The 24409-nt window shown below is 71.5% G+C and carries 28 protein-coding genes; 2 read left to right on the top strand and 26 right to left on the bottom strand.

Annotated features, from left to right (window positions below; genetic code table 11):
* Positions 1 to 62 precede the first annotated feature (62 nt).
* From MKI84_RS13260 to MKI84_RS13140, 25 genes are all read right to left on the bottom strand, one after another.
* Entirely contained in the window at positions 63 to 554 is a 492-nt protein-coding gene (locus tag MKI84_RS13260; protein ID WP_241620140.1) for a cytochrome c-type biogenesis protein, read from the bottom strand.
* The gene (locus tag MKI84_RS13255; RefSeq protein ID WP_241620139.1) at positions 551 to 2545 is read right to left on the bottom strand and encodes a heme lyase CcmF/NrfE family subunit; all 1995 of its coding nucleotides are present in this window, start codon (positions 2543 to 2545) and stop codon (positions 551 to 553) included. Before MKI84_RS13255 ends, MKI84_RS13260 begins: the two co-directional genes overlap by 4 nt.
* Positions 2546 to 2624: 79 nt before the next feature.
* The gene (gene ccmE, locus MKI84_RS13250; protein WP_241620137.1) at positions 2625 to 3071 is read right to left on the bottom strand and encodes a cytochrome c maturation protein CcmE; all 447 of its coding nucleotides are present in this window, start codon (positions 3069 to 3071) and stop codon (positions 2625 to 2627) included.
* Positions 3072 to 3075: 4 nt separating this feature from the next.
* A complete protein-coding gene (gene ccmI, locus MKI84_RS13245; protein WP_241620135.1) occupies positions 3076 to 4194 on the bottom strand; it encodes a c-type cytochrome biogenesis protein CcmI in 1119 nt (372 codons plus the stop codon).
* A 185-nt stretch (positions 4195 to 4379) separates the two neighbouring features.
* Complete coding sequence (locus tag MKI84_RS13240) at positions 4380 to 4847, bottom strand: glycine zipper domain-containing protein (RefSeq protein ID WP_241620133.1); 468 nt, start codon at positions 4845 to 4847, stop codon at positions 4380 to 4382.
* Between the two features lie 100 nt (positions 4848 to 4947).
* Positions 4948 to 6321 carry an ATP-binding protein gene (locus tag MKI84_RS13235; protein WP_241620131.1) on the bottom strand — a complete coding sequence of 458 codons (1374 nt, stop codon included), beginning with the start codon at positions 6319 to 6321 and terminating at the stop codon, positions 4948 to 4950.
* Positions 6321 to 7007 (bottom strand): response regulator transcription factor, encoded by a 687-nt coding sequence (locus tag MKI84_RS13230; RefSeq protein WP_241620128.1) that lies wholly within the window; start codon positions 7005 to 7007, stop codon positions 6321 to 6323. The genes MKI84_RS13235 and MKI84_RS13230 overlap by 1 nt, the downstream gene beginning before the upstream one ends.
* Positions 7008 to 7214: 207 nt before the next feature.
* The gene (locus MKI84_RS13225) at positions 7215 to 7463 is read right to left on the bottom strand and encodes a hypothetical protein (RefSeq protein ID WP_241620127.1); all 249 of its coding nucleotides are present in this window, start codon (positions 7461 to 7463) and stop codon (positions 7215 to 7217) included.
* Entirely contained in the window at positions 7460 to 8260 is an 801-nt protein-coding gene (locus MKI84_RS13220) for a glycoside hydrolase family 108 protein (protein ID WP_241620125.1), read from the bottom strand. Before MKI84_RS13220 ends, MKI84_RS13225 begins: the two co-directional genes overlap by 4 nt.
* 50 nt (positions 8261 to 8310) lie before the next feature.
* A complete protein-coding gene (locus MKI84_RS13215; protein ID WP_241620123.1) occupies positions 8311 to 9441 on the bottom strand; it encodes an acyltransferase family protein in 1131 nt (376 codons plus the stop codon).
* 124 nt (positions 9442 to 9565) lie between these two features.
* Positions 9566 to 9781, bottom strand: coding sequence for a hypothetical protein (locus MKI84_RS13210; protein ID WP_241620121.1), 216 nt, complete (start codon positions 9779 to 9781; stop codon positions 9566 to 9568).
* Positions 9778 to 10590 carry a hypothetical protein gene (locus tag MKI84_RS13205; RefSeq protein WP_241620119.1) on the bottom strand — a complete coding sequence of 271 codons (813 nt, stop codon included), beginning with the start codon at positions 10588 to 10590 and terminating at the stop codon, positions 9778 to 9780. Before MKI84_RS13205 ends, MKI84_RS13210 begins: the two co-directional genes overlap by 4 nt.
* Positions 10591 to 10654: 64 nt before the next feature.
* Entirely contained in the window at positions 10655 to 10960 is a 306-nt protein-coding gene (locus MKI84_RS13200; protein ID WP_241620117.1) for a hypothetical protein, read from the bottom strand.
* Between the two features lie 35 nt (positions 10961 to 10995).
* Positions 10996 to 11691, bottom strand: a complete 696-nt coding sequence (locus tag MKI84_RS13195) for a DUF2793 domain-containing protein (protein WP_241620115.1) — start codon at positions 11689 to 11691, stop codon at positions 10996 to 10998.
* 25 nt (positions 11692 to 11716) lie between these two features.
* A complete protein-coding gene (locus tag MKI84_RS13190; RefSeq protein WP_241620114.1) occupies positions 11717 to 15631 on the bottom strand; it encodes a baseplate multidomain protein megatron in 3915 nt (1304 codons plus the stop codon).
* A 558-nt stretch (positions 15632 to 16189) separates the two neighbouring features.
* Positions 16190 to 16633, bottom strand: coding sequence for an NlpC/P60 family protein (locus MKI84_RS13185; protein ID WP_241620112.1), 444 nt, complete (start codon positions 16631 to 16633; stop codon positions 16190 to 16192).
* Positions 16630 to 17496 carry a DUF2163 domain-containing protein gene (locus MKI84_RS13180; protein ID WP_241620110.1) on the bottom strand — a complete coding sequence of 289 codons (867 nt, stop codon included), beginning with the start codon at positions 17494 to 17496 and terminating at the stop codon, positions 16630 to 16632. The genes MKI84_RS13185 and MKI84_RS13180 overlap by 4 nt, the downstream gene beginning before the upstream one ends.
* A complete protein-coding gene (locus MKI84_RS13175) occupies positions 17493 to 18134 on the bottom strand; it encodes a DUF2460 domain-containing protein (protein ID WP_241620108.1) in 642 nt (213 codons plus the stop codon). The genes MKI84_RS13180 and MKI84_RS13175 overlap by 4 nt, the downstream gene beginning before the upstream one ends.
* Positions 18135 to 18136: 2 nt before the next feature.
* The gene (locus MKI84_RS13170; protein WP_241620106.1) at positions 18137 to 18718 is read right to left on the bottom strand and encodes a phage tail tape measure protein; all 582 of its coding nucleotides are present in this window, start codon (positions 18716 to 18718) and stop codon (positions 18137 to 18139) included.
* Between the two features lie 49 nt (positions 18719 to 18767).
* A complete protein-coding gene (locus MKI84_RS13165; RefSeq protein ID WP_281063231.1) occupies positions 18768 to 18965 on the bottom strand; it encodes a rcc01693 family protein in 198 nt (65 codons plus the stop codon).
* On the bottom strand, positions 18962 to 19342 hold the full coding sequence (locus MKI84_RS13160; protein ID WP_241620102.1) for a gene transfer agent family protein: 381 nt from the start codon (positions 19340 to 19342) through the stop codon (positions 18962 to 18964). Before MKI84_RS13160 ends, MKI84_RS13165 begins: the two co-directional genes overlap by 4 nt.
* 10 nt (positions 19343 to 19352) lie before the next feature.
* Positions 19353 to 19760 (bottom strand): phage major tail protein, TP901-1 family, encoded by a 408-nt coding sequence (locus MKI84_RS13155; protein ID WP_241620100.1) that lies wholly within the window; start codon positions 19758 to 19760, stop codon positions 19353 to 19355.
* Between the two features lie 202 nt (positions 19761 to 19962).
* On the bottom strand, positions 19963 to 20367 hold the full coding sequence (locus MKI84_RS13150) for a DUF3168 domain-containing protein (RefSeq protein WP_241620099.1): 405 nt from the start codon (positions 20365 to 20367) through the stop codon (positions 19963 to 19965).
* Between the two features lie 73 nt (positions 20368 to 20440).
* The gene (locus MKI84_RS13145) at positions 20441 to 20761 is read right to left on the bottom strand and encodes a phage head closure protein (protein ID WP_241620097.1); all 321 of its coding nucleotides are present in this window, start codon (positions 20759 to 20761) and stop codon (positions 20441 to 20443) included.
* Positions 20758 to 21324, bottom strand: coding sequence for a head-tail connector protein (locus tag MKI84_RS13140; RefSeq protein ID WP_241620096.1), 567 nt, complete (start codon positions 21322 to 21324; stop codon positions 20758 to 20760). The genes MKI84_RS13145 and MKI84_RS13140 overlap by 4 nt, the downstream gene beginning before the upstream one ends.
* Positions 21325 to 21426: 102 nt before the next feature.
* Between MKI84_RS13140 and MKI84_RS13135 the strand changes: the two genes are divergently transcribed.
* Both MKI84_RS13135 and MKI84_RS13130 read left to right on the top strand, forming a co-directional pair.
* Complete coding sequence (locus tag MKI84_RS13135; RefSeq protein WP_241620095.1) at positions 21427 to 22224, top strand: S1 family peptidase; 798 nt, start codon at positions 21427 to 21429, stop codon at positions 22222 to 22224.
* A gap of 71 nt (positions 22225 to 22295) precedes the next feature.
* Positions 22296 to 22847: a flavin reductase family protein gene (locus MKI84_RS13130; protein ID WP_241620094.1), complete on the top strand. Its 552-nt coding sequence runs from the start codon at positions 22296 to 22298 to the stop codon at positions 22845 to 22847.
* A gap of 12 nt (positions 22848 to 22859) precedes the next feature.
* Here the strand turns inward: MKI84_RS13130 and MKI84_RS13125 are convergent, their stop codons facing one another.
* Positions 22860 to 24116, bottom strand: coding sequence for a phage major capsid protein (locus tag MKI84_RS13125; protein WP_425353837.1), 1257 nt, complete (start codon positions 24114 to 24116; stop codon positions 22860 to 22862).
* Positions 24117 to 24409 lie beyond the last annotated feature (293 nt).

Raw genomic sequence — 24409 nt, 5'->3', positions numbered from 1 at the left:
ATGGCGGCCATGTTCGATCCCCAACCTAGAAAACCCAGCCTTAACGCAATCTGGAGCCGGTATTACAGTTTGGTAACGTCGTCCGGCTTTTCGCCCATGAGTTGCCGCAGCTTCGCCTCTTCTTCCACGCTCAGCCGCGCAGCCGGCCCGGCGACAACCTCGCGGCGCCGCCCGCGCAGATAAAGCGCGAGCGCGCCACCAAACAGGATCAGGAACGGGCCGCCCCACAGCAGGAGATTGGCGCCGTGGAGGCTCGGGCGCAGCAGCACGAACTCGCCATAGCGCGCGACCAGATAGTCGAGCACCTGGCGGTCGCTATCGCCGGCCTCGATGCGCTCGCGCACCAGAAGGCGCAGGTCCTTGGCCAGCGGCGCGTCGGAATCGTCGATCGACTGATTCTGGCACACCATGCAGCGCAGTTCCTTGGACAGCGTCCGTGCCCGCGCTTCCTGGGCGGGATCGGCCAGAACCTCGTCGGGCTGCACCGCATGGGCGGGCGCCGCGAGCGCCAGCGCGAGCATCAGCCCCGCCGCGAGGGTGCGCCAGCCGCTCATTCCGCCGCCGCCATTTTGGGCTCGATCACCCGCGGCTTCTTCGCCGGGCGCGGCGCGCCCACGCGCAGCCGCCGGTCGGACAGCGACAGTGCCCCGCCGAACGCCATGATCACCGAGCCGATCCAGATCAGCGTCACCAGCGGCTTCCAATAGGCGCGCACGCCGATCGCCCCGTTCGGCAACTCCTCGCCGAGGCTCACATAAAGCTGGCTGAACCACATGGTGCGGATGCCGGCTTCGGTGGTCGGCATGTTGCGGGCGGTGAACAGGCGCTTGGCGGATTCGATCGTGCCCTCGTCGACCCCGCCATGCCGGACCGCGAACACGCCGACGAGATCGCGGTAATTCGGGCCGTTGCGGGGCTCGACGCGCGCGAGCGTAAGCTCGTAGCCCCCGACCTCGAAGCTCTCGCCGAGCTTGACCCCGGCGATGCGCTCGGAGTTCCAGCTGGTCTCGGCGACGATGCCGAGCAGGCAGATGCCGACGCCGGCATGGGCCAGCGCCGCGCCGTAGCTGGCGCGCGGCAGGCCGCGCAGCCGCGCCCAGGAGGTCGCGAGCGGCACGCGCCCGACCGCGCCGCGCTCGGCGATGTCGACGATGGCGCCGATGATGACGAACACCGACAGCCCGACGCCGAGCGGCGCCAGCGCCGGCCCGCCGCCATGGAGATAAAGCCCGATCGCGCCCGCCAGTATGGCGAGGCCGAACGCCGTCATCAGCCGCTGGGCCGCCCCGGCGAGATCGCCGCGCTTCCAGGCCAGCATCGGGCCGAACGGCATGGCGAACACCACCGGCAGCATCAGCGCACCGACCGTGAGATTGAAATAGGGCGCTCCCACCGTGATCTTGGAGCCGTCCCACGCCTCCAGCGCCAGCGGGTAGAGCGTGCCGATGAACACCGCCGCCGCCGAGGCGGTGAGCAGCAGATTGTTCAGCACCAGCGCGCCCTCGCGCGAGATCGGCGCGAAGATGCCGCCCTGCCTCAGCAGCGGGGCGCGCAGGGCGAACAGCGCCAGCGAGCCGCCGATGAAGAGGATGAGGATGGCGAGGATGAACACGCCGCGCGTCGGGTCGGTGGCGAAGGCATGCACCGAGGTCAGCACGCCCGAGCGCACCAGGAAGGTGCCGAGCAGCGACAGCGAGAAGGCGAGGATGGCGAGCAGCACCGTCCACACTTTCAGCGCGTCGCGCTTTTCCATCACCACGGCGGAATGGATCAGCGCGGTGCCGGCGAACCACGGCATCAGCGAGGCGTTCTCCACCGGGTCCCAGAACCACCAGCCGCCCCAGCCAAGCTCGTAATAGGCCCAGTAGGAGCCCATGGCGATGCCCACCGTCAGAAACGCCCACGCCGCCAGCGCCCAGGGCCGCACCCAGCGCGCCCAGGCGGCATCGATGCGCCCGTCGATCAGCGCAGCCACCGCGAAGGAGAAGGTCACGGAGAAGCCGACATAGCCGAGATAGAGCAGCGGCGGATGGATGGCGAGGCCGATATCCTGCAGGATCGGGTTGAGGTCCTGCCCTTCGGCCGGCGCCGGCACCACCCGCAGGAACGGGTTGGAGGTCAAAAGGATGAACAGCAGGAACGCCGCCCCCACCGAGCCCTGCACGCCCAGCACATTGGCGCGCAGCGTCGCCGGCAGATTGCCGCTGAACAGCGCCACCATCGCCCCGAAAATGGCGAGCACCAGCACCCAGAGCAGCATGGAACCCTCATGGTTCCCCCACACGCCGGTGATGCGATAGAGCAGCGGCTTCAGCGAATGCGAGTTCTCGACCACGTTCTGCACCGAGAAGTCGGACTGCACATAGGCGACCGTCAGCACGGCGAAGGCGAGCATGACGAAGCCGCAGAAGGCCAGCGCCAGCGAGGAACCGGTGCGCATCAGCGCCGCGTCGCCGACCTTTGCCCCCCAGATCGGGATCACCGTCTGCAGCAGCGCCAGCCCGAGCGCGAGGACGAGTGCGTAATGGCCGATTTCGGGGTTCATGCGCGCGCCCTTCCCTTCAAGCCGCGGATCCGCTCCCGACAGGCACGAACGTGCGAAGGCGTGACCCCGATGGCAGCCGTCATCGCGTCGCGCTCCCTTCCTGCCAGACGCCCTGCTTCTTCAGCGCATCGGCGACTTCCTTGGGCATGTAGTTCTCATCGTGCTTGGCGAGCACGCTGTCGGCGCGGAAGCTGCCATCCGGCTCCAGCACTCCCTCGGCGATGATGCCCTGCCCTTCGCGGAACAGGTCCGGCAGCAGGCCGGCATAGGCCACCGCCATGTCCGCCCCGCCATCGGTGACGACGAAGCGGACATGGGCATTGTCCTGCTTCACCACGCTGCCTTCCTTCACCAGCCCGCCGAGCCGCAGCCGCGAGCCCGGCGCCGTGCCCTCGGCGGCGATCTCGCTGGGAGAGCGGAAGAAGACAATGGTGTCGTTGAGCGCGTAGAGCACCAGCCCGGCGGCGACGCCGAGCACGGCGAGCGCGCTGGTGATGAGGACGAGGCGACGTTTCTTGCGCGTCATGATGTCAGCTCCCGAGCCCGAGCTCGCGCGACAGCGCGTCGATGCGGCCCAGCGCGCCGTCGTCCTTGGCGAATTGCGCGCGCGCATCGCCGGCCGCAGCCTTGGCCTTGGCGGTGTCGCCCAGAACGCTCCAGGCGCGCATCAGGCGCAGCCAGCCGTCAATATCGTTGCCGTCCTGCGCGAGGCGCTGCTCCAGCCCTTCGACCATGCCGCGCACCATGGTGGCGCGCTGTTCCGGGCTCATGGCCTGCGCGGCGGCAACATCGGCCGCGCTCGGGCCGGAAGCCGGCGGGGGCGGCTCGGCCCCGACACGGGCGAGCGCCGTACGCAGCAGCGGCTGCCAGGGTGCGTCGGCGGGGGATTCGGCCGCCAGCCGGGTCCAGATCACGGCGGCCTCCTGCGGCTTGCCGTCCTGTTCGGCGGCGAGGCCGAGATAATAGCGCGCCTTGGGATCGGAGGGATCATCCGCCAGCGCCTGCTGGAACGCGGCCTTGGCGTCGGCAGTGACGACGCCGCCCGACTGGGAGAGCAGCGCCTCGCCGAGCCCGGTCTGGCGCTGCGGGCTGGAGCCGAGCAGGCGGATGGCATTGCCCCAGGCGCGCACCGCGTCGTCGACGCGGCCTATGCGCATATAGATCGGCGCGACCACCTCATAGCCGCGCCCGTCCTGCGGGTTGGCTTCCAGATGCGTCTCGACCTTGCGGATCAGGATCGCCACATCGTTCTGCTGGGGGGCACCTTCGAGCCGCGCGGCCAGCGGCTGGCCACCGAGTTGCGGCGAACCGAGCGCGAGATAGGTCGCCCCCGCCGCCACCGGCAGCAGAACCAGCGCGATGACCGCGACCGTGCGGCGGTGGAAATCGCTGCGCTGCGGGCGCAGCAATTCGGCCTCGCCGGCGACGCGCAGGATGCGGCGGCCGAGTTCGGCGCGCGCCGCCTCGCCCTCGGCCTCGCCGATCAGCCCGTTCGCGCGGTCGCGCTCGATCTCGGCGAGTTGGTCGCGATAGACCGCGATATCCGCCTCGACGGCGCTGCCCACCTCGGCGTCACGGCTGCGCAAGGGCCAGAGCACCGCGAGAATCGCGGCCCCGGTCATCAGCGAAATGGCGGTCCACAGCAACATTAGGGTTCCTCTAATGCGCTGAGGTACCCGACCTTCGGCCCGACGCCAATCCGTAACAACCTCGGTCCCATCGCCGCAGCCTCACAGTCACGCGAGTGGAGCCGGAGCGGCCATGGGCAAAAGAAAGGCATCCGCGACGTCCATTCCACGTCGCGGATGCCCTTTGATCATGCGTCGATGCCGCGTCAGCCGGCGACCGGCGCCCAGGTGCCGTCCGGGTTGCGGCAGGCGGTGCCGCGCGCGGTCTGCGGCTGGCCGTCGATATAGATGGTGTGGGTGAATTCGCGGCACCGCGGCGAACCGCCGCGCGCATAGGTCGGGCCGGGCACGATGGTGCCATAGGCTCCGCTCTCGCCGCGCCAGCTCACCGGCGCACCGGGGTTGCCATATTCCAGCGCCTGCATCTGCGCCTGCTGGGCGCGGGCGCGGTCCTGCGCGTCGAGCGAGTTGCCGATGGCGCCGCCGATAAGGCCGCCGATCGCCGCACCCGCCAGCGTCGCGCCGGTATTGCCGCCCGCAAGCTGGCCGATGACACCGCCCGCCAGCGCGCCGATCGCGGCACCGCCAACCGTGTTCGGATTGTCCTGCGCGGTCTGGCAGCCCGCCAGGGACACACCGATCAAACCGACGGCAACAAGCTTCACAGCACGCATAAAACAGGTCTCCCAGAATCCAATTCAGCCCAAACTAGCCGGTTCCGGGGGCAGAAAGCGAGAGGAATAGGGCAAAACCACGGCTCGGGCGGCGCACGCATCACGCCGCCGGCAGGCGCACCACGCAGCGCAGACCACCGAAAGGCGAGCGCTCCAGCGTCAGCCCACCGCCGTAAAGCCCGGCCAGCTCCGTCACGATCGACAGGCCGAGGCCCGAGCCGGGCTGCGTCTCGTCGAGGCGCCGCCCGCGCTTGAGCGCCTCCGCCTGCTCGCCGGCGCTCAGGCCGGGGCCGTCATCGTCGATGGTCAGGGTGAAGAAGGCCCGCCCACCGGGCGCCTCCGCGGCCGGCGCCACGCTCACCTCGACCAGCGAGCGCGCCCATTTGCAGCCATTGTCGATGAGATTGCCGAGAATCTCCTCGATATCCTGCCGCTCGCCGCGAAAGCGCAGGCCCGGCGCGATGTCGGTCTCCACCGCGATGCCCCTGGCGCGATAGACCTTGGCCAGCGTCCCGGCGAGCTTTTCCACGATCGGGCCGACTTCTTCGGTCGTCGTCGTCACCGTGGCGCGCGCGGCGATGCGGGCGCGCTCCAGATGATGGGCCACCTGCCCCTTCATCACCTCGGCCTGCTCGCGCACCTTGAACGCGAGCGCGTCGTCGCCCCGTGCGGCGGCCTCGTTCTGCAGCACGGAAATCGGCGTCTTCAGCGCATGGGCCAGGTTGCCGACATGCATGCGCGCGCGCTCCACGATCTCGCGATTGCTGTCGATCAGCGCATTGACCTCGGCCGCGAGCGGCGCCAGCTCGACCGGATAGCGGCCCTCGATACGCTCCGCCTCGCCCGCCCGCACGGCGGAGAGCCCGGCGAGCATGCGCTTGAGCGGGCGCAGGCCGAACACGACCTGAAAGATCAGCGTCAGCAGGATCGCCACGCCGACCACGGCGAGCGTCACGGTCAGTGCCTCGTTGAAGCCCGACACCTCGTCCTCGATCTCGCCGGCATCGGCCGCGACCGACACCGCGAACTGCCCGTCATCGCCGAGGTCGACGATCCGCTCGACAATGCGCAGGTTCTGGTTCGCCGGCCCCTTCGCATAGCCTTCGCGCAGGCCGGAAAGATCGGCGTCGGGATTCTTCTCGAACAGCAGCGGCAGCGTGCCCTCGGGCAGCGAGCGCGCGGTCTTCACCTGCCGGGCCGGGCCGTCGATGCGGGTGATCTGCCAGTACCAGCCGGAGAGCGGGAAACTGAACACCGGGTCGCCCAGCGTCGTGGGCTCGGGCATGGAGCCGGTGCCGGAATTGGCGACGTCGGCGACGATGGTCTTGAGATAGACGTCGAGCCGCCGGTCGAAGGCCCGCTCCACCGCCTCGCGATACACCGTGGAGAGCACGATGCCGGTGATGATCAGCACCGCCGCGCTCACCAGCGTGGCCGAGATGAACAGCCGGAGCGCGAGCGAGCCGGCGCGCATCAGCGCGGCGGCTCCTGGCGCGGGGTTTCCGGCGGCAGCAGCAGATAGCCCAGCCCGCGCACGGTCTGGATCACCTCGACGTCGAGCTTCTTGCGCAGCCGGCCGACAAAGACCTCGATCGTATTGGAATCGCGGTCGAAATCCTGATCGTACAGATGCTCGACCAGTTCGGTGCGCGAGACCACGCGCCCGGCATGGTGCATCAGATAATCCAGCAGCCGGTATTCATGCGAGGTCAGCTTCACCTGCTTGCCATCCACCGTGACGCGGCCGGAGCGGGTGTCGAGCATCACCGGCCCGCAGGTCAGCGTGCTCGCCGCGTGCCCGGTCGCGCGGCGCAGCAGCGCGCGGATGCGCGCCAGCACCTCCTCCATATGGAACGGCTTGGCGACATAGTCGTCGGCGCCGGCGTCGAAGCCCTGCACCTTGTCGCTCCAGCGGTCGCGGGCGGTGAGGATCAGCACCGGCATTTTCTTGTCGGCCCGCCGCCAGGCCTCCAGCACGGAAAGCCCGTCCATCTTCGGCAGGCCGATATCCAGCACCACCGCGTCATAGGGCTCGTTCTCGCCGAGATAATGCCCCTCCTGCCCATCATAGGCGCGGTCGACCGCATAGCCGGCCTCGCTGAGCGCCTCGAAAATCTGGCGGTTCAGATCGGGATCGTCCTCGACAACAAGCAGGCGCACGGTTTCTCCCCCGCATCGGCGTGGTGGCTCGATTCGGGGGAGCATGCCATTGCCGCGCGGCGCTGTCAGGTCTCGCCGCTGCCGCAAGGTCAGCCGTGCCAGCCGCACAGCTCGCGGCCGACGGCGTTATGCGCCTTCACCTGCCGGATGGTGGGGTCGGTGTCGGCGCGCGACCAGCTGATGGCGTGGAACGCCCCGCACGCGCCCTCAGTCGCGCCGGAAGCTGTCGTCCTCGCGCAACCGCCCAGGGTCAGCGTCGCGCTCAGCAGCGCCAGCGCGCGCACGCTCCGCGCGCGAAATCGTCTCCAGCACATCGCGTTCTCCCTCCGCCAGGCAGGCCGCCCGGCCTTCCATCCGTCCCTTGAGATACAGCCCGCCCAGCGCCGCCAGCACGGCGAGCACCAGCGCGGCCGCGCGCCCGAGCGGGCTGGCGATCAGCCCGAGCAGCGCGCTCATGCCCGCGCCTCCCCGGCACGGATCCGCGCCAGCGCGCCGTGCAGCGTCAGCGCGACGCCGGCCAGCACCAGCGCGGCGCACAGCCAGCGCAGCAGCAGCGACAGCTCGGCCAGCGGCGCGAGGCGGTCGGCCTGTTCGGCGATCACCGCGCCGAGGCTGCCGGCACCGGCCATCAGCCCGCCCGCCCCTTCCGGCGTGCGCGACAGCCGCATGTCGCCGGCCCGCGCCTTGGGCGTCGCCCCCTCGTCGATCCCCCGCACCGGCACGGTGGCGGCCTTCCCCGCGGCGAGGCTCAGCGCCTCCTCGCGCACCCGCGCCACGCGCCGTGACCAGCCCGTCCCGAACGTCCTCCAGGTGGAGAGCGCGCGCAGCATGGCGAGCCGCCGGTCGCCGACATCCCGGATCAGCGCCGCCACGTCGCGGCCCGCGAGCGCGGCAAGCGTCGCCTCGCCGATCTGCCCGTCGGCGGTGACGCCCAGCGCGCGCTGGAGCCATTTGGCCGCCTGCGCCGCGCCGGAATTCACCGCCGCGTCGAACAGGCAATAGTCGAGCCCCGCCGGCAGGTCGTCGCCGCGCACCGCGTCCCAGTACTGGAGGCGATAGATCGCCCGCAGCTCGGTATCCGCGATCTGGCGCACGCTGCGGGTCTTCAGCCCCGCCCGCCGGCGCCAGCCGTCATAGACGCGCTGGGTCACGCCTTTCATGGTCGCCCCACCGGGATCGCGGGGGTGGTCGGACCAGCCTCCCTCATGCACAAGGACGCGCGAAAGCGCCCCGTCGAAGCTCGACGCGGTCATGGCAGCTCCAGAATGTTGAAAGGTCGGCGCGCCGCGATGGACGCGCCGTCTCAGGCGGCGGGTGAGAGCAGCGGCTTCTCGTTCCGGCGGTTCATCCTCTGGCGCAGTTGCGCCAGCGGGCGCTCCACCAGCCGGTACATCAGCGCGCTATAGGCCCAGGTGCCGAGGATCACGAACGCAGCGCGCAGGACGCCGTGCGCCTCCGGGAACCGGCTCTCGGCAATGCCGATGAACACGAAATGCACCAGGTAGATCGTGAAGGAATACAGCCCGATCGTCTGCGCCACCTTCGAGCGTAGCAGGCGGGTGACGACCGGTATCCGGTTCTGCAGCACATAGGCGAACAGCACGAACAGCGCGGCGCCCTGCACGCTGTAGCGGACGGTCTGCCGGAATTCCTCGTTGCGGATCGCGAACATCGCCAGCAACGCGACCAGCGCGAGGCCGACATGCGCCCGGTTTGGCCGCCACGCCGCGCGCCCTTCCAGCACCGGGTTCTGCCACAGCGCCAGCACGCAGCCGAACAGGATGGAGTCGATCCGGGTATGGGTCATTTTGTCGTTCGGCCCGACGATGCCGAAACCGTAGACGTTCGCCAGCCGCACCAGCAGCACCAGCGCGCAGGCGATGGCGCACCACAGGGCCAGCCGCCTCGCGCCGAACCGCGGCAGGAACAGGCCGATCACCAGCGGAAAGAACAGGTAGAAATGTTCCTCCACCGCCAGCGACCACAGCGGCAGGCCGGGAAAGCCGTCCAGCGAGGTGTAGACGTCGGTGTAATTGGTCAGGAACAGCACATCGGCCGCCACGCCCTGCCAGTCGATCGGCCGCCCGATCAGCCCGACGCCGATGCAGGCGAGGCTGAACGCCCCGGTGATCCAGAACGGCGGAATGATCCTGAGCACGCGCCGCGTGTAGAAGCCGGCATAGCTGATGCGGCCGGTATTGTGCATCTCGATCCGCATCAGCGAGGTGATGAGGTAGCCGCTGAGGAAGAAGAAGATCGTGACGCCGAACCCGCCCGGCACGATGCGGTCGAGCCCCAGATGCGCCAGCACCACGATGCCGACCGCCACCGCGCGAATGCCGTCGAGATCCGGCAGATGCGGCAAGCGGGTGACCGCCAGCGCATCGGGCACCGGCACAGCCGACCCTGCCGGGGTCGTCGGACCTCCCTGCATCGTCACCGCGTCTCCATCCTGCTCCGGTGCCGAGGCCTGGAACCCGGCGGGAGAGCTAGCATGCAACAATCCCGCCGTCGACACGCCCGGTGCCGGCGACGGCTGCCCGTTGCAGCAGCGGAGGTCAGCCTCCCTCCAGCGCCGGCCATTCGTCCGCCGCGACCTCGCGCCGCGGCAGGCCGGCCAGCGTCGCGTGACGCAGCGCGTGGGCCGGATCGGCAAGTACCGCCTCCGGCAGCACCCAGCTCACACCGTCGGCGAGCGGGATCGGATCGAGGGCAGCGCCGGGCGCCGTCGCTCCGCGCACGGCTTCGGCCTGGTTTTCGGTCAGGATGATCATGGCGTGACAGCTCCCACGGCGATCAGATAGGCGTGCAGCGCGTCACGCAGGATCAGCATCTCGGCCGCACTCAGTCCGGCGCCCCAGTGCGCGACCGCAATCTGGTTGATGCCGTAGAAGGTGCCGGCCCGCAGCACGTCGATCGGGCTCCCCGGCAGCGCTCCGCCGGCCTCGCTCATGGTCGCCCCCGCCGCGCCGTCGGCATAGGCGGTCGCAAGGTCGCTTGCGGTGCGCGACCAGGCGACATGACGCGCATAAGTGCCGTTAATGGCCATGCCGACGCTCGAATGCACCGCGAACAGCGCCGCCCGCTCGGGACTGGAGCCGGGACGGGCGATGCTCAGCCGCGCATTGGCGGTCCCGGTATGGTAGCCGACATCATACGAGGTTCCGCCCGCGCCCACCGGCACGCTGGTCAGGGACCACATGCCGAGATGCGCCGATGTCGCGGTCATTTTGCCGCCGCCGGTGGGAAGAAAGCCGCTGGCCAGCCGGCTGGTCGCGCCGTCGCCCTGCCAGCCACGATCGAGGGTGAAGGTCGGTGAGTTCACCGCCGTCAGCTCATAGGCGTCCTGCGCCCAGTTGAGCCGGCTCGCCGGCTCGTCATGGGCGGCGAGGATGTAAAGCGCATCGAGCTTCGGCCACACCCCGCCGGCCTTCAATGCGCCGATCAGGGCACTGACGAGGCGGAGGCGCTCCGTGGTGGGCGCCGTGCTCATGCGTGCGGCAAGCGCCTGCGCTTCGGGCAGCACTGCGCCACCACCGCTGTGCCGCGCCGCGCGGGCGAGGCCGAAACCGATACCGAGCATAGGGGGCTGTCTCCTCATCTCCGGCCCCGCGGGCGCGAAAGACGACCCGCGGGGGTCCGGCGCCTCAGTCGATGGTGTGGACGACGATGCCGGCGGTGGAACCCGTCGCGTAGACGCGGCGCACCAGATATTCCGGCACGCTCACCTGCCCGGTCGGCAGCGGCAGGGTCAGCGGCGCGTCATCGGCCGCGTTCACCGGCAGCAGCTTGATCTGCGCCGAGGCGAGGCTCAAAGGCACGAACACCCGGATGCGCGCGTAACGCGCAAGGTCGAGCGTATCGCTGGGCGCGACCAGCGCGCCGGAACGGCCGAGCCCGGTCGGCGAGACGGCGACACCGCGCCAGGGGTCCTTGGCGGAATCATAGGGCATGTCTGTTCTCCGAGGATGGAACGTGAAGGTCCGGCTCAGGCCGGCGCGGTGAAGGCGAGCGTGTAGAGCACCAGCTTCACTCGCCCGCCGGTGAAGCTGCCGCCGGCGGCGGTGATGCGCAGCGGCGTGTCGGCGTAGAACGCCTGAGGGCCGATCACCCCGACATTGCTCGCCCCGGCCGCGATGCCGAGCGTGCCGCCGAACTTGGTGGTCTCCCCGGCAATGCCGACGCCGTACGAGGTCGCCCCCGTGATCGCGGTCACGGTGCGGCTCGCCACGCCGAGGCAGATCGCGCGGTTGGGGATGACCATGGCGGACGCGACGAAGCTGCCGGCCAGCACCAGTTCCTCCTCCACCGCCCGCAGCGCCACCGCGCCGCCGGAGGGCGTGCCGGCCAGCAGGTCGGACCAGCCGGTGCCGTCATGGATCAGGTCGAGGCGCTCGGCGGCCACGAAGGCGCGCCAGCCCGCGCGGGGGCCGAGAAACCGCCAGCCCCCGTCATACAGCGCGATCTGTCCGGCATGGCCGGCCCAGTCCCCGCTGGCCCCGGCGGCCACCAGATGGCGATCGCCATTGACGGGAGCACCGGGCGGGGTGGTGCGGGTGCGGTCGAGCACGGCGAGCTGCGTCGCCGCGTCCAGCAGCGTCAGCGCCTCGTTATGGGTGACGTGCTTCTGCGCCTGCGCGGCCGCAAGCAGCGGCAGCGCGAGAAGAGGTGTCGTCTCGCTCATGGCGTGTGTCGGTCCTGTTGGCGGTTCAGAGGATCAGATGCGCGTCCAGCGGCGCACCGGCGCCAACGCTGGCGGAGAGCTGGACCACGCGGATGTCGAGCGCGGCCTGCGGCCCGCCGAAATCAGCGGCCTCCTGCGCAGTCGCATAGAGCTGCGAGGGCGCCGCGGTCTCGAAGCTGCGCACCACGGTGCCGCCGGCTAGGATGTCGAGCCGATAGCGCTCGCCCGCCTCGATCATCGGAACCTCCGTGATGTCCCAGGAATCCCCGCCGGAACGGGTCCGCCGGGTCCAGCCCAGCGTCACGCCTCCCGCCCCCCGCCGCGCGCGGGCATGGACCGGGGCGAGCGGCAGCAGCGCCTGCGCGGTCAGGCTCGCCGACGTCTCGGTGACGCCGGCATCGCCATGCCCGCGATCCGAGCGCCCGACCCGCAGCGTCACGGATCGGCCGAGCGGATCGAGCCCGGCCGCGATCGGCGCCAGATTGCGGTCGAGCCGCACCAGCGTCGTGCCCGCCGGCCATGCCGTGCCGGTCCGGGCCTCGGTGCCGAGCTGCCCGCGCAGCAGGCCACGCAGCCGCCAGCTATTGGCCCCGATCAGCTCGGCATCGAGAAACTGCACGATTTCCGCCGCCCCGTCGGGGGCCACCAGCGCCAGCGTGTTGGCGCCGCCGAGCACGTCGATCTCGCTGAGGCCGGCAAGCACGCCGCCATGCAGCCGCACATCAAGGCGCGCGGCCCGCCGCCAGCGCCAGGGGACGTCCGGCGCCAGCACCTCCAGCGTCTGCCCCATGGTGGCGGGCGCCGGCAGGCTGGCCGCCGCCTCGAAGCTCGCCCCGCTCACGCTGCGCCACAGGGTCATCGCTCCGGGCCACGGCCGGGCGAAGGCGGCGAGCCAGGCGAGCGGAGGCGCGGCCGGATCGGCGTCCGGCAGCGTCGGCAGGGCCATCACCACCAGTTCCGGCGGTCCCGCGCCCTGCGGCAGCGCCAGCGGCGTGGCATGTCCCTCCCGCGCCGCCAGCCGGAACACCCCGGGATCGATGCTGCGCGCGCTCACCGCCCGCGCCTCGGCATCCTCGATGCCGGTGATCTCCATCAGGCTGTCGCGCCCGTCGCGCGTGAGCCGCACCAGGTCGCCCGGCTCCAGCGCGAGCCGCGAAGGCGGCAGCGCGAAGGTCGCGGTCTCGCGGCTCGCCCAGGCGTCCTGCAACCACATCTCGGCCAGCCCGGCGGCAAGGCCGGTATCGGCGACCATCGCAAGGTCGAGCGCGGCCTCGGCGCGGGCGCTCCCGGCCAGCCGACGCGAGCCGGCCGTGGCACGGCGATAATCGCCCGCCGCCTCGATGAAGCCGAGCGTCACGCTCAGCGGCAGCTCGCCCTCGCCGGTCCGCACCCGCCCCAGCGCCGGCTGGCCCTCGACGGCCACCAGATCGTCGTCGCCGATCGCAATCGCCGTCCCCGCGCCGCGCATCCGCAGCGCCAGGGCGCCGCTCCGCTCCGCCAGCGCGAAGCCGAATGCCCGCGCCAGCGGCTCCAGCGCGCCGCGCGCACTGGTCGGCCGGTCCACCACATAGCCGTCAATCACGCCGGTCAGCCGGGAGGCATCAAGGTCGGTCACGCCGAAATCCGCCGCCAGCCGCGCGCACAGTTCGCTGAGCGGCGCGGCGCCCAGCCGGCCGGTGAGCCAGTGCCCGGTGCGCCAGTTCGCACCATCCGCCCACACCGCCTCGGCGCGCGGGAACACCGGAAACGGCCGCGCATCCCAGCTCCAGGCATAAAGCGTCGCCGGATCGACCATGCGCCCGCCCGGCAGCCCGCCATGGGGCGGGTTCACGCCGTCGCTGCTGAAAGCGTCGAGCATCGCCTCCAGGTGCCGGCGCTGCATCAGGTCGTCGCGCTGGCCGTTGGAGAAGGGCGGCAGGCCGCTCTCCACCGATTTCGCGTCGGGAAACACGCTCGGCCGGTTGGCTCCCTTGTCCACCGCCGCGCAGCCGATCTCGGTCAGCCGCATCGGCTTCATGCCCGGCGCATAGGCGGTCGGCGCCGCCTGGCGCACCCCGCCCACCCGCTCGTGATGGGGGTTGCCCCACCAGCTGGCGAGGTCTTTCACGCGGAACACCCACGGCTCGCCATAAGCCCCGTCGGTGATCGGGCTGCGCGCCTGCGCCGCCCGCGCGGCCTCGTCCGGGTAGAACCAGTCATAGCCGTCGCCGCCATTCACATTGCCGGCGAGATAGGCCCGTTCATAGCCGTTCTCGAAAAGCTGCGCGTCGAGATGGGCGTCGCCGTCGCGCCAGTCGGCCAGCGGCGCGTACCAGTCGATGCCGATGAAATCGATCGCCGGCGACGCCCACAGCGGATCGAGCGGAAAGCGCACATGCGCGCCGCCCTCCATCACATGGGCGCCGTACTCGGTCCAGTCGGCGGCATAGGACACCTTGGTCCCCGCCCCGACGACGCTTTTCACATCCGCCGCCAGCGCGGTCAGCGCGCTCACCGCCGGATAGCTGCCGGCGCCGGAGCGCACCCGGGTCAGCGCCGCGAATTCCGAGCCGATCAGCATCGCCTCGACGCCGCCGGCCGCCACCGCGAGTGTGGCGTAGTGCAGCACCATGCGCCGCAGCGTCCACTCCTCCGGCCCGGAATAGGCCACCTGCCCCGCGGACGCCGCGAAATGGCCCGGGGCCGCGCTGCCGAACAGCGCGTTCACCTGCGCTCCCGCCGCCGCCGTCGCATCCGGCGAGCCGGGACGGCCGGGCGCCGGGTGGCAGGTGATGCGCCCGCGCCAGGGATAGGGCGGCTGCGTGCCGGCCTCGCTCCACGGGTCCGGCAGCGCGTTGCCGGCGGCGATGTCCATCATCACGAAGGGATACAGCGTCACCTTCAGCCCGCGCGCCTTCAGCGCCTCGATGGCGCGGCGCACGCTGTCGTCGGACGGCGTGCCGCCATAGGCCGGCTTGCCGTCATGTTGCGTGACCAGATAGGCATCGGCCCGTGTGCGCCCCGCCACCTTCCAGTCCAGCGGCAGCACGCCCAGCCGGGTCGCCTTGTCCCGGCGCTCGACACCCGGCAGGATCTGGCACTGTCCGGCGCGCAGGTCGGTGCCGAACCACGACACCACCAGCGCGACATGCTGGAGGTTCGGGCAGCAGGCGAGCAACTGGTCGAGCGAGGCGTCGAAATCGCTGGCGGCGATCGTCACATGCCGGTTCTCCGGCTCATAGGCCCCCGGCCCTTCGAGCCGCGTCACCTCGCGCGGGTCATAGGCGAATTCCGAGGAGCCGGGGATCAGCGTCACCGCCGTCAGCCGGTTCTCCAGCTCGCCGATGGCGCGCTCCACCTCGACGGAGATCTGCGGCAGCCGGTTGCCATAGGGCGCCAGCGCCAGCCGCTCGAAGGCGATATAGGCGAGCCCGCGATAGGCCGGCGCGTTGCCGGCGCCCTCGAAGGCCTCGATCATCGGGTCGGGCAGCTCGGCCTCGCCGCCCGGATGCACGCGAATGTCCAGCCCCTGCCGGTCGAGTTCCTGCCCATCGGCCCAGATGCGCCCGATCCGGCTCACCGGTCCCTCGCAGATACCGACGGCGAAGCGGCCATAATAGCTGTAGGTCGTCGACCTCGACCCGCCGCCCATCCCTGTGCTCTTGCCGCCGGAGGATTGCGTCTGCGTCGCGATCACCTCCTCCACGGGCGCCGCCCAGATCACCTGTCCGGCGAGCCGCGCGCGGCCATAGACGCGGGGCATCGGGGCGCCGTCGGTCGAGGTCATCGAGCCGAGATCGTCGAGGCGCGGGCCTTCCGCATGCCGACCCGGCGTCAGCAGCGCCTGGTCGAGCACCGCGCCGCCCAGCGCGCCGAGCGCCCGGCCCGCGACCGCACCGAGCGGCCCGAACAGCGCCCCGCCAACCGCCGCCCCCGCCGTGCCGAGAATGAGTGTCGCCATGATGCCCTCTCTTGTCCGATATGCGGGTCGCCCCTCGCACGCGCGCCGCGCGCCCTCTCCCGCCGCGAAGAGGGCCAGGTGAGGGGCCGAACCCGCCCCGCCGTCCTGTCCGGCGGAACCGTTGCCCCGGCGCCGCCCTCACCCCAAACGCGACGCATCCCCTCTCCCCGCCGGGGAAAGCGAGTGCACGACAAAGCACGCCTGCTCCGCCCCCCGGACAGTCTCGCGCACCGGCGAACGCCGCCGGCACCCCAGTCTCGGGGCGATGCAACCCGCCTCACGCGCGCCGAATCCCCCGCCGGTCTCGACATGAAGACACGTTCCGGTGCCCCCGAGAGCTCGCGCCCGAGGCACCCAAACCCTTGCGCCCAACGCGCGCCCTCACCCCAAGCGCGACGCCCCCTCTCCCCGTCGGGGAGAGGGCTGCGGTAAGGGACCGAAGCCGACCCGCCGTCCTGTCCGGCGGAGCCATTACCTTGAAGGGCTGCGGTGAGGGGCCACGCGCGAAACCGCCCGCTCTCCCCTCGTCGCCACGGACCGTCCTACCCCGCGCGGGCCTCACGCGCCCGGAAAGGCGAAGGCGTAGGCCAGCCGGCGGCGCCACCACGGCGCGAGGAACACCTCGGCCACCGCCGCGCCGTCATGGGCGTGCACCATGCGTTCCGGCGTCACCAGCAGCGCCACATGCTTGGCCGGCACGCCGGGCCGGAAGCGGAACAGCAGAACATCGCCCGGCCGGATCGCCTCGATCGCCACCGCGCGCAGATGGCGCATGCCCGCCTCAAGCATCTGCTCGGCCCCCGTGGCCTCGGCCCAGTCCGGCGTGTAGGCCGGCAGCGCCTCGGGCTCGTCGCCCAGCACCGCGCGCCACACCCCGCGAACGAGGCCGAGGCAGTCCGCCCCGTGGCCCTTGCAGGAGGCGCGGTGGAGATAGGGCGTCCCGATCCACGCCCGTGCTTCCGCGACCAGCCTGCCGCGCAGTTCGTCCGGCGTCCCGCTCATCGCTGCCCTCCCGGCCGCGCCACCTTCAGCACGGCGTCATTGCCCGGCATGTGCGGCATGCCGCGAAAGTTCAGCGCGTTGCCGAAGCGGGTCCGGCAGGTGGCGAAGCGCTTGTCGCAGCCGGCGGTGACGGTAAAGGGATCGCCCGCCATCATCGGCTCGGGCGGGCGCTGCCACAGCTCCAGCCGCAGCACGCCACCGGCCACGGCATGGGTCTTCACCTCGACCGAAAAGCCGGCATTGGCACCGCTGGTGAAGGTCAGCCGCCCCTGCGTGAACCAGCCGGCGGAAAAACTCTCCAGCCCGCCGGCCCGCAGCAGCGTCGGCCCCTCAACCGCGCTCACGCTCCCCGTTCCGGTGAACCCGCCGGCCAGCGAAACGCCACAGCGCGCATCGCCGAGATCGGCGTCGCAGGCGCTGGCGAACAGCCGGCCGCGTACCACGTTCAGCGCCTCCGCCAGGCCGCGCAGCTCGGCGGTGAAACGCCCGTCCTCGCGGCGCACCTCGCCGATCCGCGCGCGCCGCAGCCGTACGAAATTCGCCGGCGCCGACCAGTCCGCCAGCAGCAGCTCGACCCGCGCGCCGTCATAGCGCCCGGCGTCGAGATCGGCCTCGGTCATCGCCTCGTCGGTCAGCGCGGCGGACATCTCGCCGCCATCCACCGCGAAGCCGAGCTGCGTCGTGGTCTCGCTGCCCGAGACCCCGCCCGCCGCGCGGAACAGGGTGCCATCGACGGCAAGATCCTCGTCATGCTCGGTCAGCGCCAGCACCGCGCCGTCGCGCCGGGTGATGCGCCAGCAGCGCGCCAGCGTGGTCACCCCGCCCGCCAGCACGGCGGAGAGTTCCTCCGGCAGCATCCTCATGGGCGTATCTCCAGAATGGGAATACGCGGAATTTCCCCGGCCTCGAAGGCGGTAAGGTTCACCTCCAGGAAATCGGTGTCGAAGCGCACCGGCACGTCGAACAGGTAGCCCGCCGTCACCGGCGCCCCGCTCGCGGGCACATGGCCGGGCAGGAAGGTCACGATGCCGGTCGTCGCATCCAGCGTGAAGCCGGTGCCCGCCGCCTTCTCGACGCCCGCCACCGCGACGCGCACCGTCCCGGCGACGGGCTTGGCGACCGGGCGGGCATAGGGCGCGTGCACGCCGCCATAGGTCTTCACCAGCGCGAAGCTCGCCCGCGCGCCGTCGCCGGTGCCGAGCGGCTGGTCGAACGGCGTCACCGCCGCCCCGGGCGCGGCCGAAGCGTGGTCGAGCCGGTCGCGCCAGCGAAAGCCGTGGAGCCGCCCGCGCCGCTCCTCGAAGAAGGCGACGATGGTCGAGAGCTGCGCCAGAGATTTCACCCCATAGCCGGCATCCCAGCGTCGCCGCGAATGCTTCAGCCTGGTGTTGCGCTCCTCGCGCCCGGTCAGCGTGGTGACGATCTCGGTCGTGCGCTCCGGCCCACCCGCCGCGCCAAGCGCAACATCGAGCGGAAACAGCGTTTCATGGAAAGCGGGCATGCTCACAGCCTCCTCTCGCCGCGCGCCACCGCGCGCGAGACCAGCCCGGCGAGATAGGCTTCCGAGCGGCGGAACGAGGAGGCGTCCGGCGTCGAGACGTTCACCGTCACGCTCACCCCGCGCCCGCCGCTGCCCGCCGCGACGCCGAGCCGGCCGTCCGGCCCGCGCGACAGCGGCAGGATCGCCTCGGCCCCGGCCTCGCCCATCAGCCCGACATTGCCGCCAGCCATGGGGAAATAGGTCGGCGCCGCCACCACCCCGCCCGAGGCGAAGGGCAGCACCCGCCCACCGGAGAGCGCGCCGCCGGCGGCGAAGCCCGAGAGCCCGCCGGTGAGGTTGCCCAGCACGCCGGCAATCCCCTGCTCCACCGGCCGCAGCGCGACGTCGAGGGCGAGCGAGGACAGCCGGCCCGCCAGCGAGCGGAACACGTCGTCGGCCTCGCGGCCCTTGACCACGGTTCCGGTGAGCGCGTCGCCCACCGCCCGGCCGAAGCCGCGCGCCAGCCGCTCCGCCTCGCCGATTTCGCGGCGGAACGCCGAGGTATCGGCGGAAATCTCCACCGTCATGTCGTCCAGTTCGGCCATGGCGACCTCGTTGTGAGAAGGGGAAGGCAGCGCCGCCGGGCGCGGCGCCTCAGTCGGGAAACCGCGCCATCAGGCCTTCCAGCCCGGCGCGGTCCATCGCGGCGCGCGCCGGGCCGGCATGCGCGGTCATCGCGGCGGCCAGTTCGCGCGGCGTCATGGTCCAGAAATCGCGGGAGGCGAGCCGCAGGCGGCCGAAGCCGAACGCCATCGCCTGTTCCCAGGGAAAGGCGGTCGCGCCGGGCGTCAGCCCGCCTGCGGCACGGGAGGGTCCGGCGGGTCCTCCCCGGGGCGGCCGCGGTCCGGCGCTCCCCCGAAGGTCGCGGCGATCAGCTCGCCGACGAGGCGGGCATAGCCCGCCGCGCCGCCCGGCGTGGTCATCCGCGCCACCTCCTCGTCGCTCACGCTCTCCCCGGCCCCGCGCAGCCCGGCGGCGAGGATCGCCACCGCGTCCCGCGCCGACAGCCGCCCGCGCGAGAAGCGTTCGGCCAGCGCCATCAGGTCGCTGGCGCCCAGCGCGCCTTCGAGTTCGGCCAGCGCGCCGAGCGTCAGCACCAGCCGGCGCGGCCGTCCGTCGAGTTCGGCGGCGATCTCGCCGCGATGCCGGTTCACCGGAGCCTGCGCCATCGCCCGCACCTCACAGCGCCGCGAAGGTCAGTTCGCCCGCACTCTCCAGCGCGATGTCGAACGTCACCTCGCGGTCGTGCTCGGCCGCGATCTCCAGCGCGGTGATCTGCAGCGGCCCGGTCACCGTGCCGAAATCCGGCATCACGACCTGGCAGCTACGGATGACCCCGTCGAAGAAGCTCTGCCGCAGCAGCGCGTCGGAGGCAGCGTCCTTGAACACGCCGGAGCCGGACACCGAGGCGCGCTTCACGCCGCTGCCCGCCAGCAGCTCGCGCCAGCGCCCGGCGCTCTCGGCATGGGTGATGTCGACCGGCTCCGTGTTGAACGCGATCTGCCGCGAGCGCAGCCCGGCGACGGTCACATAGGCGGTGCCGTCATGCATCTTCAACAGCAGGTCCTTGCCCTTCTGCGCGGCCATCGGCTTTCCCTTCGTGGTAGTCAGGAACGGTTAACGTTGTTGGGCTAGAGTGAAGACATCGCGTGAGAATCCGGTCGGAATCATCCTGAGTTCGCGAGTCCGGAAATCCCCGCAAGTCACTTCATCTTCAGAATCAGATTCAAGGACAGAAGCTGAATCGATTCAGAGTCTTGAATTCGTTTTCTCATCTTCATCCAATTTCTCAATTTGGCTCCGTCACTGCCCGCAGGCGGATGGCGGCCCGGTAGGTCTTCCCGCCCGCCTCCCGGCGGGTCTCGGTGCCCGTCACCCGCAGGTTCACCAGCCTGTGGCCGGCAAGCGCCGGGGCCATTCCCTCCAGCGCCTCACGCACCATCCCGGCGATCGCCTGCGCCTCCCGGTGCCCGCCCTGTCGCGACCAGGCATGGAGCGTGAGCAGGTGCTCCTCGCCCTCTTCCGTCGCGGTCGACCAGTCGTTCACCCGCCCCTCGGCGAGCGTCACATAGGGCAGCTCGGCGCCGGCCGGCGGCTCGTCATGGACGCGGGCGCCACCCAGCGCGGCGGTCAGCGCGGGGTCGGCGGACAGCGCGGCATGGATCGCCGCACGCAGCAGGTTGGCGGCGCTCATCGGTCTCTCCTCGTCGTGTCCGGTGCGGGAACGCGCCGCCGCTTCGCCACGCGCTTCAGCCGGGCGAGCACCCTCACGGCGTCTCCTCCCGGCAGCGGCAGAGCAGCCGGCGCCCGCGTCCTTCCGGGTCGCTCACCGCCTCCACCTCGAAGCGCCGCGCGCCCAGCCGCAGCCGGTCGCCGGGCGCCACCGTCGCCGGCGCACGCACGGTGATGCTGTGCGTCAGCGTTGCGCCGGCGCGGTCGGCCGTCACGTCCGGGCGGGCCTGCGTCTCGACCGCGCCCCACAGCGCATCGACCGCGACGAAGGCGCGGGTCACCCCGCCCTGCCCGTCCGGCGTCTCCACCGGCGTCTCATGCACCAGCCGGTGCCGCAGGCTCCCGAGCGCGCTCACAGCCGCATCACCCGGTAGGGCGCGACCAGCGCACCAAGCCGCTCGGGAAAGGCGGCGGCGGGGCCAGTCACGTCGCGGTGCTCGTAGAAATGCGCCAGCACCACCCGCACCGCCTCGACCAGCGCCGAGGGCACATGGTCCGCGCCCGCGCCATGGCCCGCCACAATGTCGATGGCGATCCCCGCGAGCGGGCGCCCCGGCGCCGGCACCATCTGCCGGTCGACCCGGATCAGCCCCGGCAGCCGCGCGGCGTCGCACAGGAAGGCCTCCGGCGGCACCGCGATCTCCTCGCCGGCCGCGTCGATCACATGGGCGGCGCTCACCTCGCGCAGCGGGTTCACCGGCGCGGTGATCAGCCCGCTGGCCGGCCAGGCGTCGCGGACGATCCGCCAGCTCTGGTCGATCAGCACGCGCCGCGTCAGCGCCTCCACGGTCGCCCGCGCGGAGGTGATCAGCGCACCGATCAGCGCGTCCTCGGCGTCGTGGTCGACGCGCAGAAAGGTCTTGGCCTGCGCGAGCGTCAGCGGCTCGGCGGCAGGCCCGGCAAGAAGCAGGGCTGACATGGGGTCTCCTGTTGTGTCGTGGTGAACATGCCGACGCGGCGGCGGTTGACGGCACCGGCGCGGACGGCGAGAACGGCGCTCAGCTCCACGCCGGAACCGCCCATGCTCCGCCTCGACCGCCGCCTCTCCCGCCGCATGTCCCGCTCTGTGCCCCGCCGCCTCGCTTGGCCGCTTTCCGCCGCGCTCGCGTTCGGAATCGGCCTGGCGGCGTGCCTGCCCCTCGCCTCCCCGGCGCAGGCCATTGTCGGCGGCGCGCCCGCGTCGCGTGAGTTGGCGGCGCAGACCGCGATGATCGTCTCGACGCGCGGCGCGTCCTGCACCGGCGTCGTGGTGACACCCGCCTTATTGCTCACGGCGGCGCATTGCGTGCAGCCAGCGGCGGATTACGCGGTGGTGGTGTTCGAGGCCGGCACGCCCCGGCTGATCCCGGTCACCCGCATCGCGCTGCATCCGCGCTTCGAGCCGACCTCGTTCGAGACCCGCCGCCCGACCCCGGACCTCGCCATGGTCAAGCTGACCTCGCCGCTCCCGGCCGCCTTCCGCCCGGCGCGCCTGTCGTCGGACATCGCGCTGCCGGCGCGGCGCACCGGCTTCACGCTCGCCGGCTTCGGCGTGGCGCGCGATGGCGACGGCGCCTCGGCCGGCACGCTGCGCACGGTCGAACTGCCGAGCATCGGCACCACCGGCGGCATCATGATCCGCCTATCCGACGGCGCCGCGAAGGGCGGCTGCACCGGCGACAGCGGCGGCCCGGTGTTTCTCGACGGCACGGTGGCCGGCATCATCGGCTGGTCGACCGCGGCCGGCGGCGCGCGCGGCTGCGGCGGCGTCACCGGCGCGACGCTGGTCGGCCCGCAGCGCGCCTGGATCGACGCGACGGCGCGGTCCATGGGGAACTGATCACTCCCGGCTTATCCTGCGTCAAGGACGGCGCGGCGCCCGCGCCTATCCTGACAACAGGGAGGTCGGCCATGCCCCATGCGACGCAGCGTTTTGCGCCTTACCCGGTCGGGCGCGTCTACCAGCTCATCGAGCCCGGCCCGGTGGTGTTGCTTGCCACCTCCCGCGCCGGCACGCCCAATGTCATGACCATGTCCTGGCACATGATGGTGGAGTTCACCCCGCCGCTTATCGCCTGCATCGTCAGCCCCGGCGACCATTCCTTCGCCGCGCTGAAGGCAACGCGCGACTGCGTCATCGCCATCCCCCCGGTGGAGCTTGCCGAGACCGTGGTCGGCATCGGCAATTGCTCCGGCGCGCACGTCGACAAGTTCGCCCGCTTCGGCCTCACGGCGCTGCCGGCCGAAAAGGTCGCCGCGCCGCTGATCGGCGAGTGCTTCGCCAATCTGGAATGCCGTGTGGTCGATACCCGCCTGGTGAACCGCTACAGCCTGTTCGTGCTGGAGGTGGTCGCGGCGTGGATCGACCCGAAGCGCGAGGCGCCCCGCACCATCCACCATGCCGGCTATGGCCGGTTCAGGGTGGATGGCGAGGAGATCCTCATCGACTCCCGCATGCCCTGAGCGGGCGAAGGCTCACGCCGCGAACTTCAGCAGCTTGATCGCGTCGAAGTCCTGCACGCCGCCGCCCACGCGCTTGGTGGTGTAGAACAGCACATAGGGCTTGGCGGAATAGGGGTCGCGCAGCACCCGCACCCCGGCGCGGTCGACCACCAGATAGCCGCGGCGGAAATCGCCGAACGCAATCGACAGGCTGCCCGCCGCAATCGCCGGCATCTCCTCGGCCTCATGCACCGGGAAGCCGAGCAGGCTCGGCTGCGCCCCCGGCGCGGTGGGCGGGGTCCACAGATACTGGCCGTTCTCGTCCTTCAGTTTGCGCACCGCCCCCTGCGTGCGGCGGTTCATCACGAAGCTGCCGTTCTGGCGGTAGCCGGCCTTCAGCGCATAGACCAGGTCGACCAGCGGGTCGGACGGATTGGCCGCCGGGAAGTCGCCGGCCGCGCCGGTGGCGATGAAACCGAGCGAGCCCCAGGCCCAGGCGCTCTCGTCGACGCTCGCGTAGGAGAGGAAGCCCTTCGGCTTGTTCACGCCGTCGCCGATCACGAAGGCCGCGCCCTCCTGCGAGGCGAAGGCGGCCTCGACCTCGATCGCCAGCCACTCGTCGAGATTGACCGCCGCGTCGTCGAGCAGGGTCTGCGTCGCCGCCGGCATGGCGTAGAGCTCCATGGCCGGGAAGGCGAGTTCGGCCAGCACCGGGCTGGTGGTCTGCGGGCGGGCGGCGGCCTCGGCCACCCAGCCCACCGCCGGGCCGGAGGTCATGAACGGCTTCTTGTAGGTGCCGCCGGAAATCACCCGCACATCGGCGATGGCGCGGATCGGGGAGAGCGCGGTGAGGCGCTTGCCGATCTCGCGCTCGGTCTCGCTCGGCACGACATAGCCGCCATCCGCGCCGACGCCGGCCGACATGGCCTTGGCCTCGATGCGCTTGAGGCCGGAGGCCTCGCCGAGCCGGACATAGGCGTCGAACGCCGCCTTGTGCTCGCGGGCGGCGAGGTCGCTGACCATGTCGGCGCGCCCGCCCAGCCCCGGCCGGCGCGCCTTCAGCACCAGCTCGTCGATCAGCGCCTTCTGGTTGTCGAGCGCGGCATTGATGCGCTCCACCTTGTCGGCGGTGACCACGTCGACGCCGCGACGCTCCAGCTCGCCGAGCCGCTGGTCATTGGCATCCTTGAACGCCTCGAAGGCGCCCATGAATTCCTCGAAGGCGGCCGAGACTTCCGGGCCGGCGGACTTCACTTCGGGAGCGGGAGTGCGAAAGGTCATGTGGCTCATATCCTTGTTGAAGAAGTCGTCGTCATCCCGGCCGCGGGCAAAGCCGCAGAGCCGGGCTCGTTGTCCATGTTCAGGCGATCCCGTATCGCCGCCCGGCGGTCCGGGATGACGGGTTGCCCCGCGCTCACGCCGGCACGGGAAAAGCCCCTGCAGCGGCGCCAGGCGCCTTGCCCCGGTCATGCCGAGGCGGCGCCGGGTGCCCTCGAAGCAGCCCCCAGCCTCGCGAAGGCAGGCCCGCGCTTCGGATGCGACAACCGGCGCCCCTTCCCCCGTCATGCGGGAGCGGCGCAGGC

Source organism: Ancylobacter gelatini, assembly GCF_022601675.1.
Taxonomy (GTDB): domain Bacteria; phylum Pseudomonadota; class Alphaproteobacteria; order Rhizobiales; family Xanthobacteraceae; genus Ancylobacter; species Ancylobacter gelatini.
The sequence above is the reverse complement of the archived record's forward strand: the minus strand, read 5'-3'. Positions and strand labels throughout refer to the sequence as shown.

Coding starts and splice junctions, on each gene's coding strand:
- MKI84_RS13260 (WP_241620140.1), bottom strand. CDS start 554: ATGAGCGGCTGGCGCACCCTCGCGGCGGGGCTGATGCTCGCGCTGGCG.
- MKI84_RS13255 (WP_241620139.1), bottom strand. CDS start 2,545: ATGAACCCCGAAATCGGCCATTACGCACTCGTCCTCGCGCTCGGGCTG.
- ccmE (WP_241620137.1), bottom strand. CDS start 3,071: ATGACGCGCAAGAAACGTCGCCTCGTCCTCATCACCAGCGCGCTCGCC.
- ccmI (WP_241620135.1), bottom strand. CDS start 4,194: ATGTTGCTGTGGACCGCCATTTCGCTGATGACCGGGGCCGCGATTCTC.
- MKI84_RS13240 (WP_241620133.1), bottom strand. CDS start 4,847: ATGCGTGCTGTGAAGCTTGTTGCCGTCGGTTTGATCGGTGTGTCCCTG.
- MKI84_RS13235 (WP_241620131.1), bottom strand. CDS start 6,321: ATGCGCGCCGGCTCGCTCGCGCTCCGGCTGTTCATCTCGGCCACGCTG.
- MKI84_RS13225 (WP_241620127.1), bottom strand. CDS start 7,463: ATGAGCGCGCTGCTCGGGCTGATCGCCAGCCCGCTCGGGCGCGCGGCC.
- MKI84_RS13220 (WP_241620125.1), bottom strand. CDS start 8,260: ATGACCGCGTCGAGCTTCGACGGGGCGCTTTCGCGCGTCCTTGTGCAT.
- MKI84_RS13215 (WP_241620123.1), bottom strand. CDS start 9,441: ATGCAGGGAGGTCCGACGACCCCGGCAGGGTCGGCTGTGCCGGTGCCC.
- MKI84_RS13210 (WP_241620121.1), bottom strand. CDS start 9,781: ATGATCATCCTGACCGAAAACCAGGCCGAAGCCGTGCGCGGAGCGACG.
- MKI84_RS13205 (WP_241620119.1), bottom strand. CDS start 10,590: ATGCTCGGTATCGGTTTCGGCCTCGCCCGCGCGGCGCGGCACAGCGGT.
- MKI84_RS13200 (WP_241620117.1), bottom strand. CDS start 10,960: ATGCCCTATGATTCCGCCAAGGACCCCTGGCGCGGTGTCGCCGTCTCG.
- MKI84_RS13195 (WP_241620115.1), bottom strand. CDS start 11,691: ATGAGCGAGACGACACCTCTTCTCGCGCTGCCGCTGCTTGCGGCCGCG.
- MKI84_RS13190 (WP_241620114.1), bottom strand. CDS start 15,631: ATGGCGACACTCATTCTCGGCACGGCGGGGGCGGCGGTTGGCGGGGCG.
- MKI84_RS13185 (WP_241620112.1), bottom strand. CDS start 16,633: ATGAGCGGGACGCCGGACGAACTGCGCGGCAGGCTGGTCGCGGAAGCA.
- MKI84_RS13180 (WP_241620110.1), bottom strand. CDS start 17,496: ATGAGGATGCTGCCGGAGGAACTCTCCGCCGTGCTGGCGGGCGGGGTG.
- MKI84_RS13175 (WP_241620108.1), bottom strand. CDS start 18,134: ATGCCCGCTTTCCATGAAACGCTGTTTCCGCTCGATGTTGCGCTTGGC.
- MKI84_RS13170 (WP_241620106.1), bottom strand. CDS start 18,718: ATGGCCGAACTGGACGACATGACGGTGGAGATTTCCGCCGATACCTCG.
- MKI84_RS13160 (WP_241620102.1), bottom strand. CDS start 19,342: ATGGCGCAGGCTCCGGTGAACCGGCATCGCGGCGAGATCGCCGCCGAA.
- MKI84_RS13155 (WP_241620100.1), bottom strand. CDS start 19,760: ATGGCCGCGCAGAAGGGCAAGGACCTGCTGTTGAAGATGCATGACGGC.
- MKI84_RS13150 (WP_241620099.1), bottom strand. CDS start 20,367: ATGAGCGCCGCCAACCTGCTGCGTGCGGCGATCCATGCCGCGCTGTCC.
- MKI84_RS13140 (WP_241620096.1), bottom strand. CDS start 21,324: ATGTCAGCCCTGCTTCTTGCCGGGCCTGCCGCCGAGCCGCTGACGCTC.
- MKI84_RS13135 (WP_241620095.1), top strand. CDS start 21,427: ATGCTCCGCCTCGACCGCCGCCTCTCCCGCCGCATGTCCCGCTCTGTG.
- MKI84_RS13130 (WP_241620094.1), top strand. CDS start 22,296: ATGCCCCATGCGACGCAGCGTTTTGCGCCTTACCCGGTCGGGCGCGTC.
- MKI84_RS13125 (WP_425353837.1), bottom strand. CDS start 24,116: ATGAGCCACATGACCTTTCGCACTCCCGCTCCCGAAGTGAAGTCCGCC.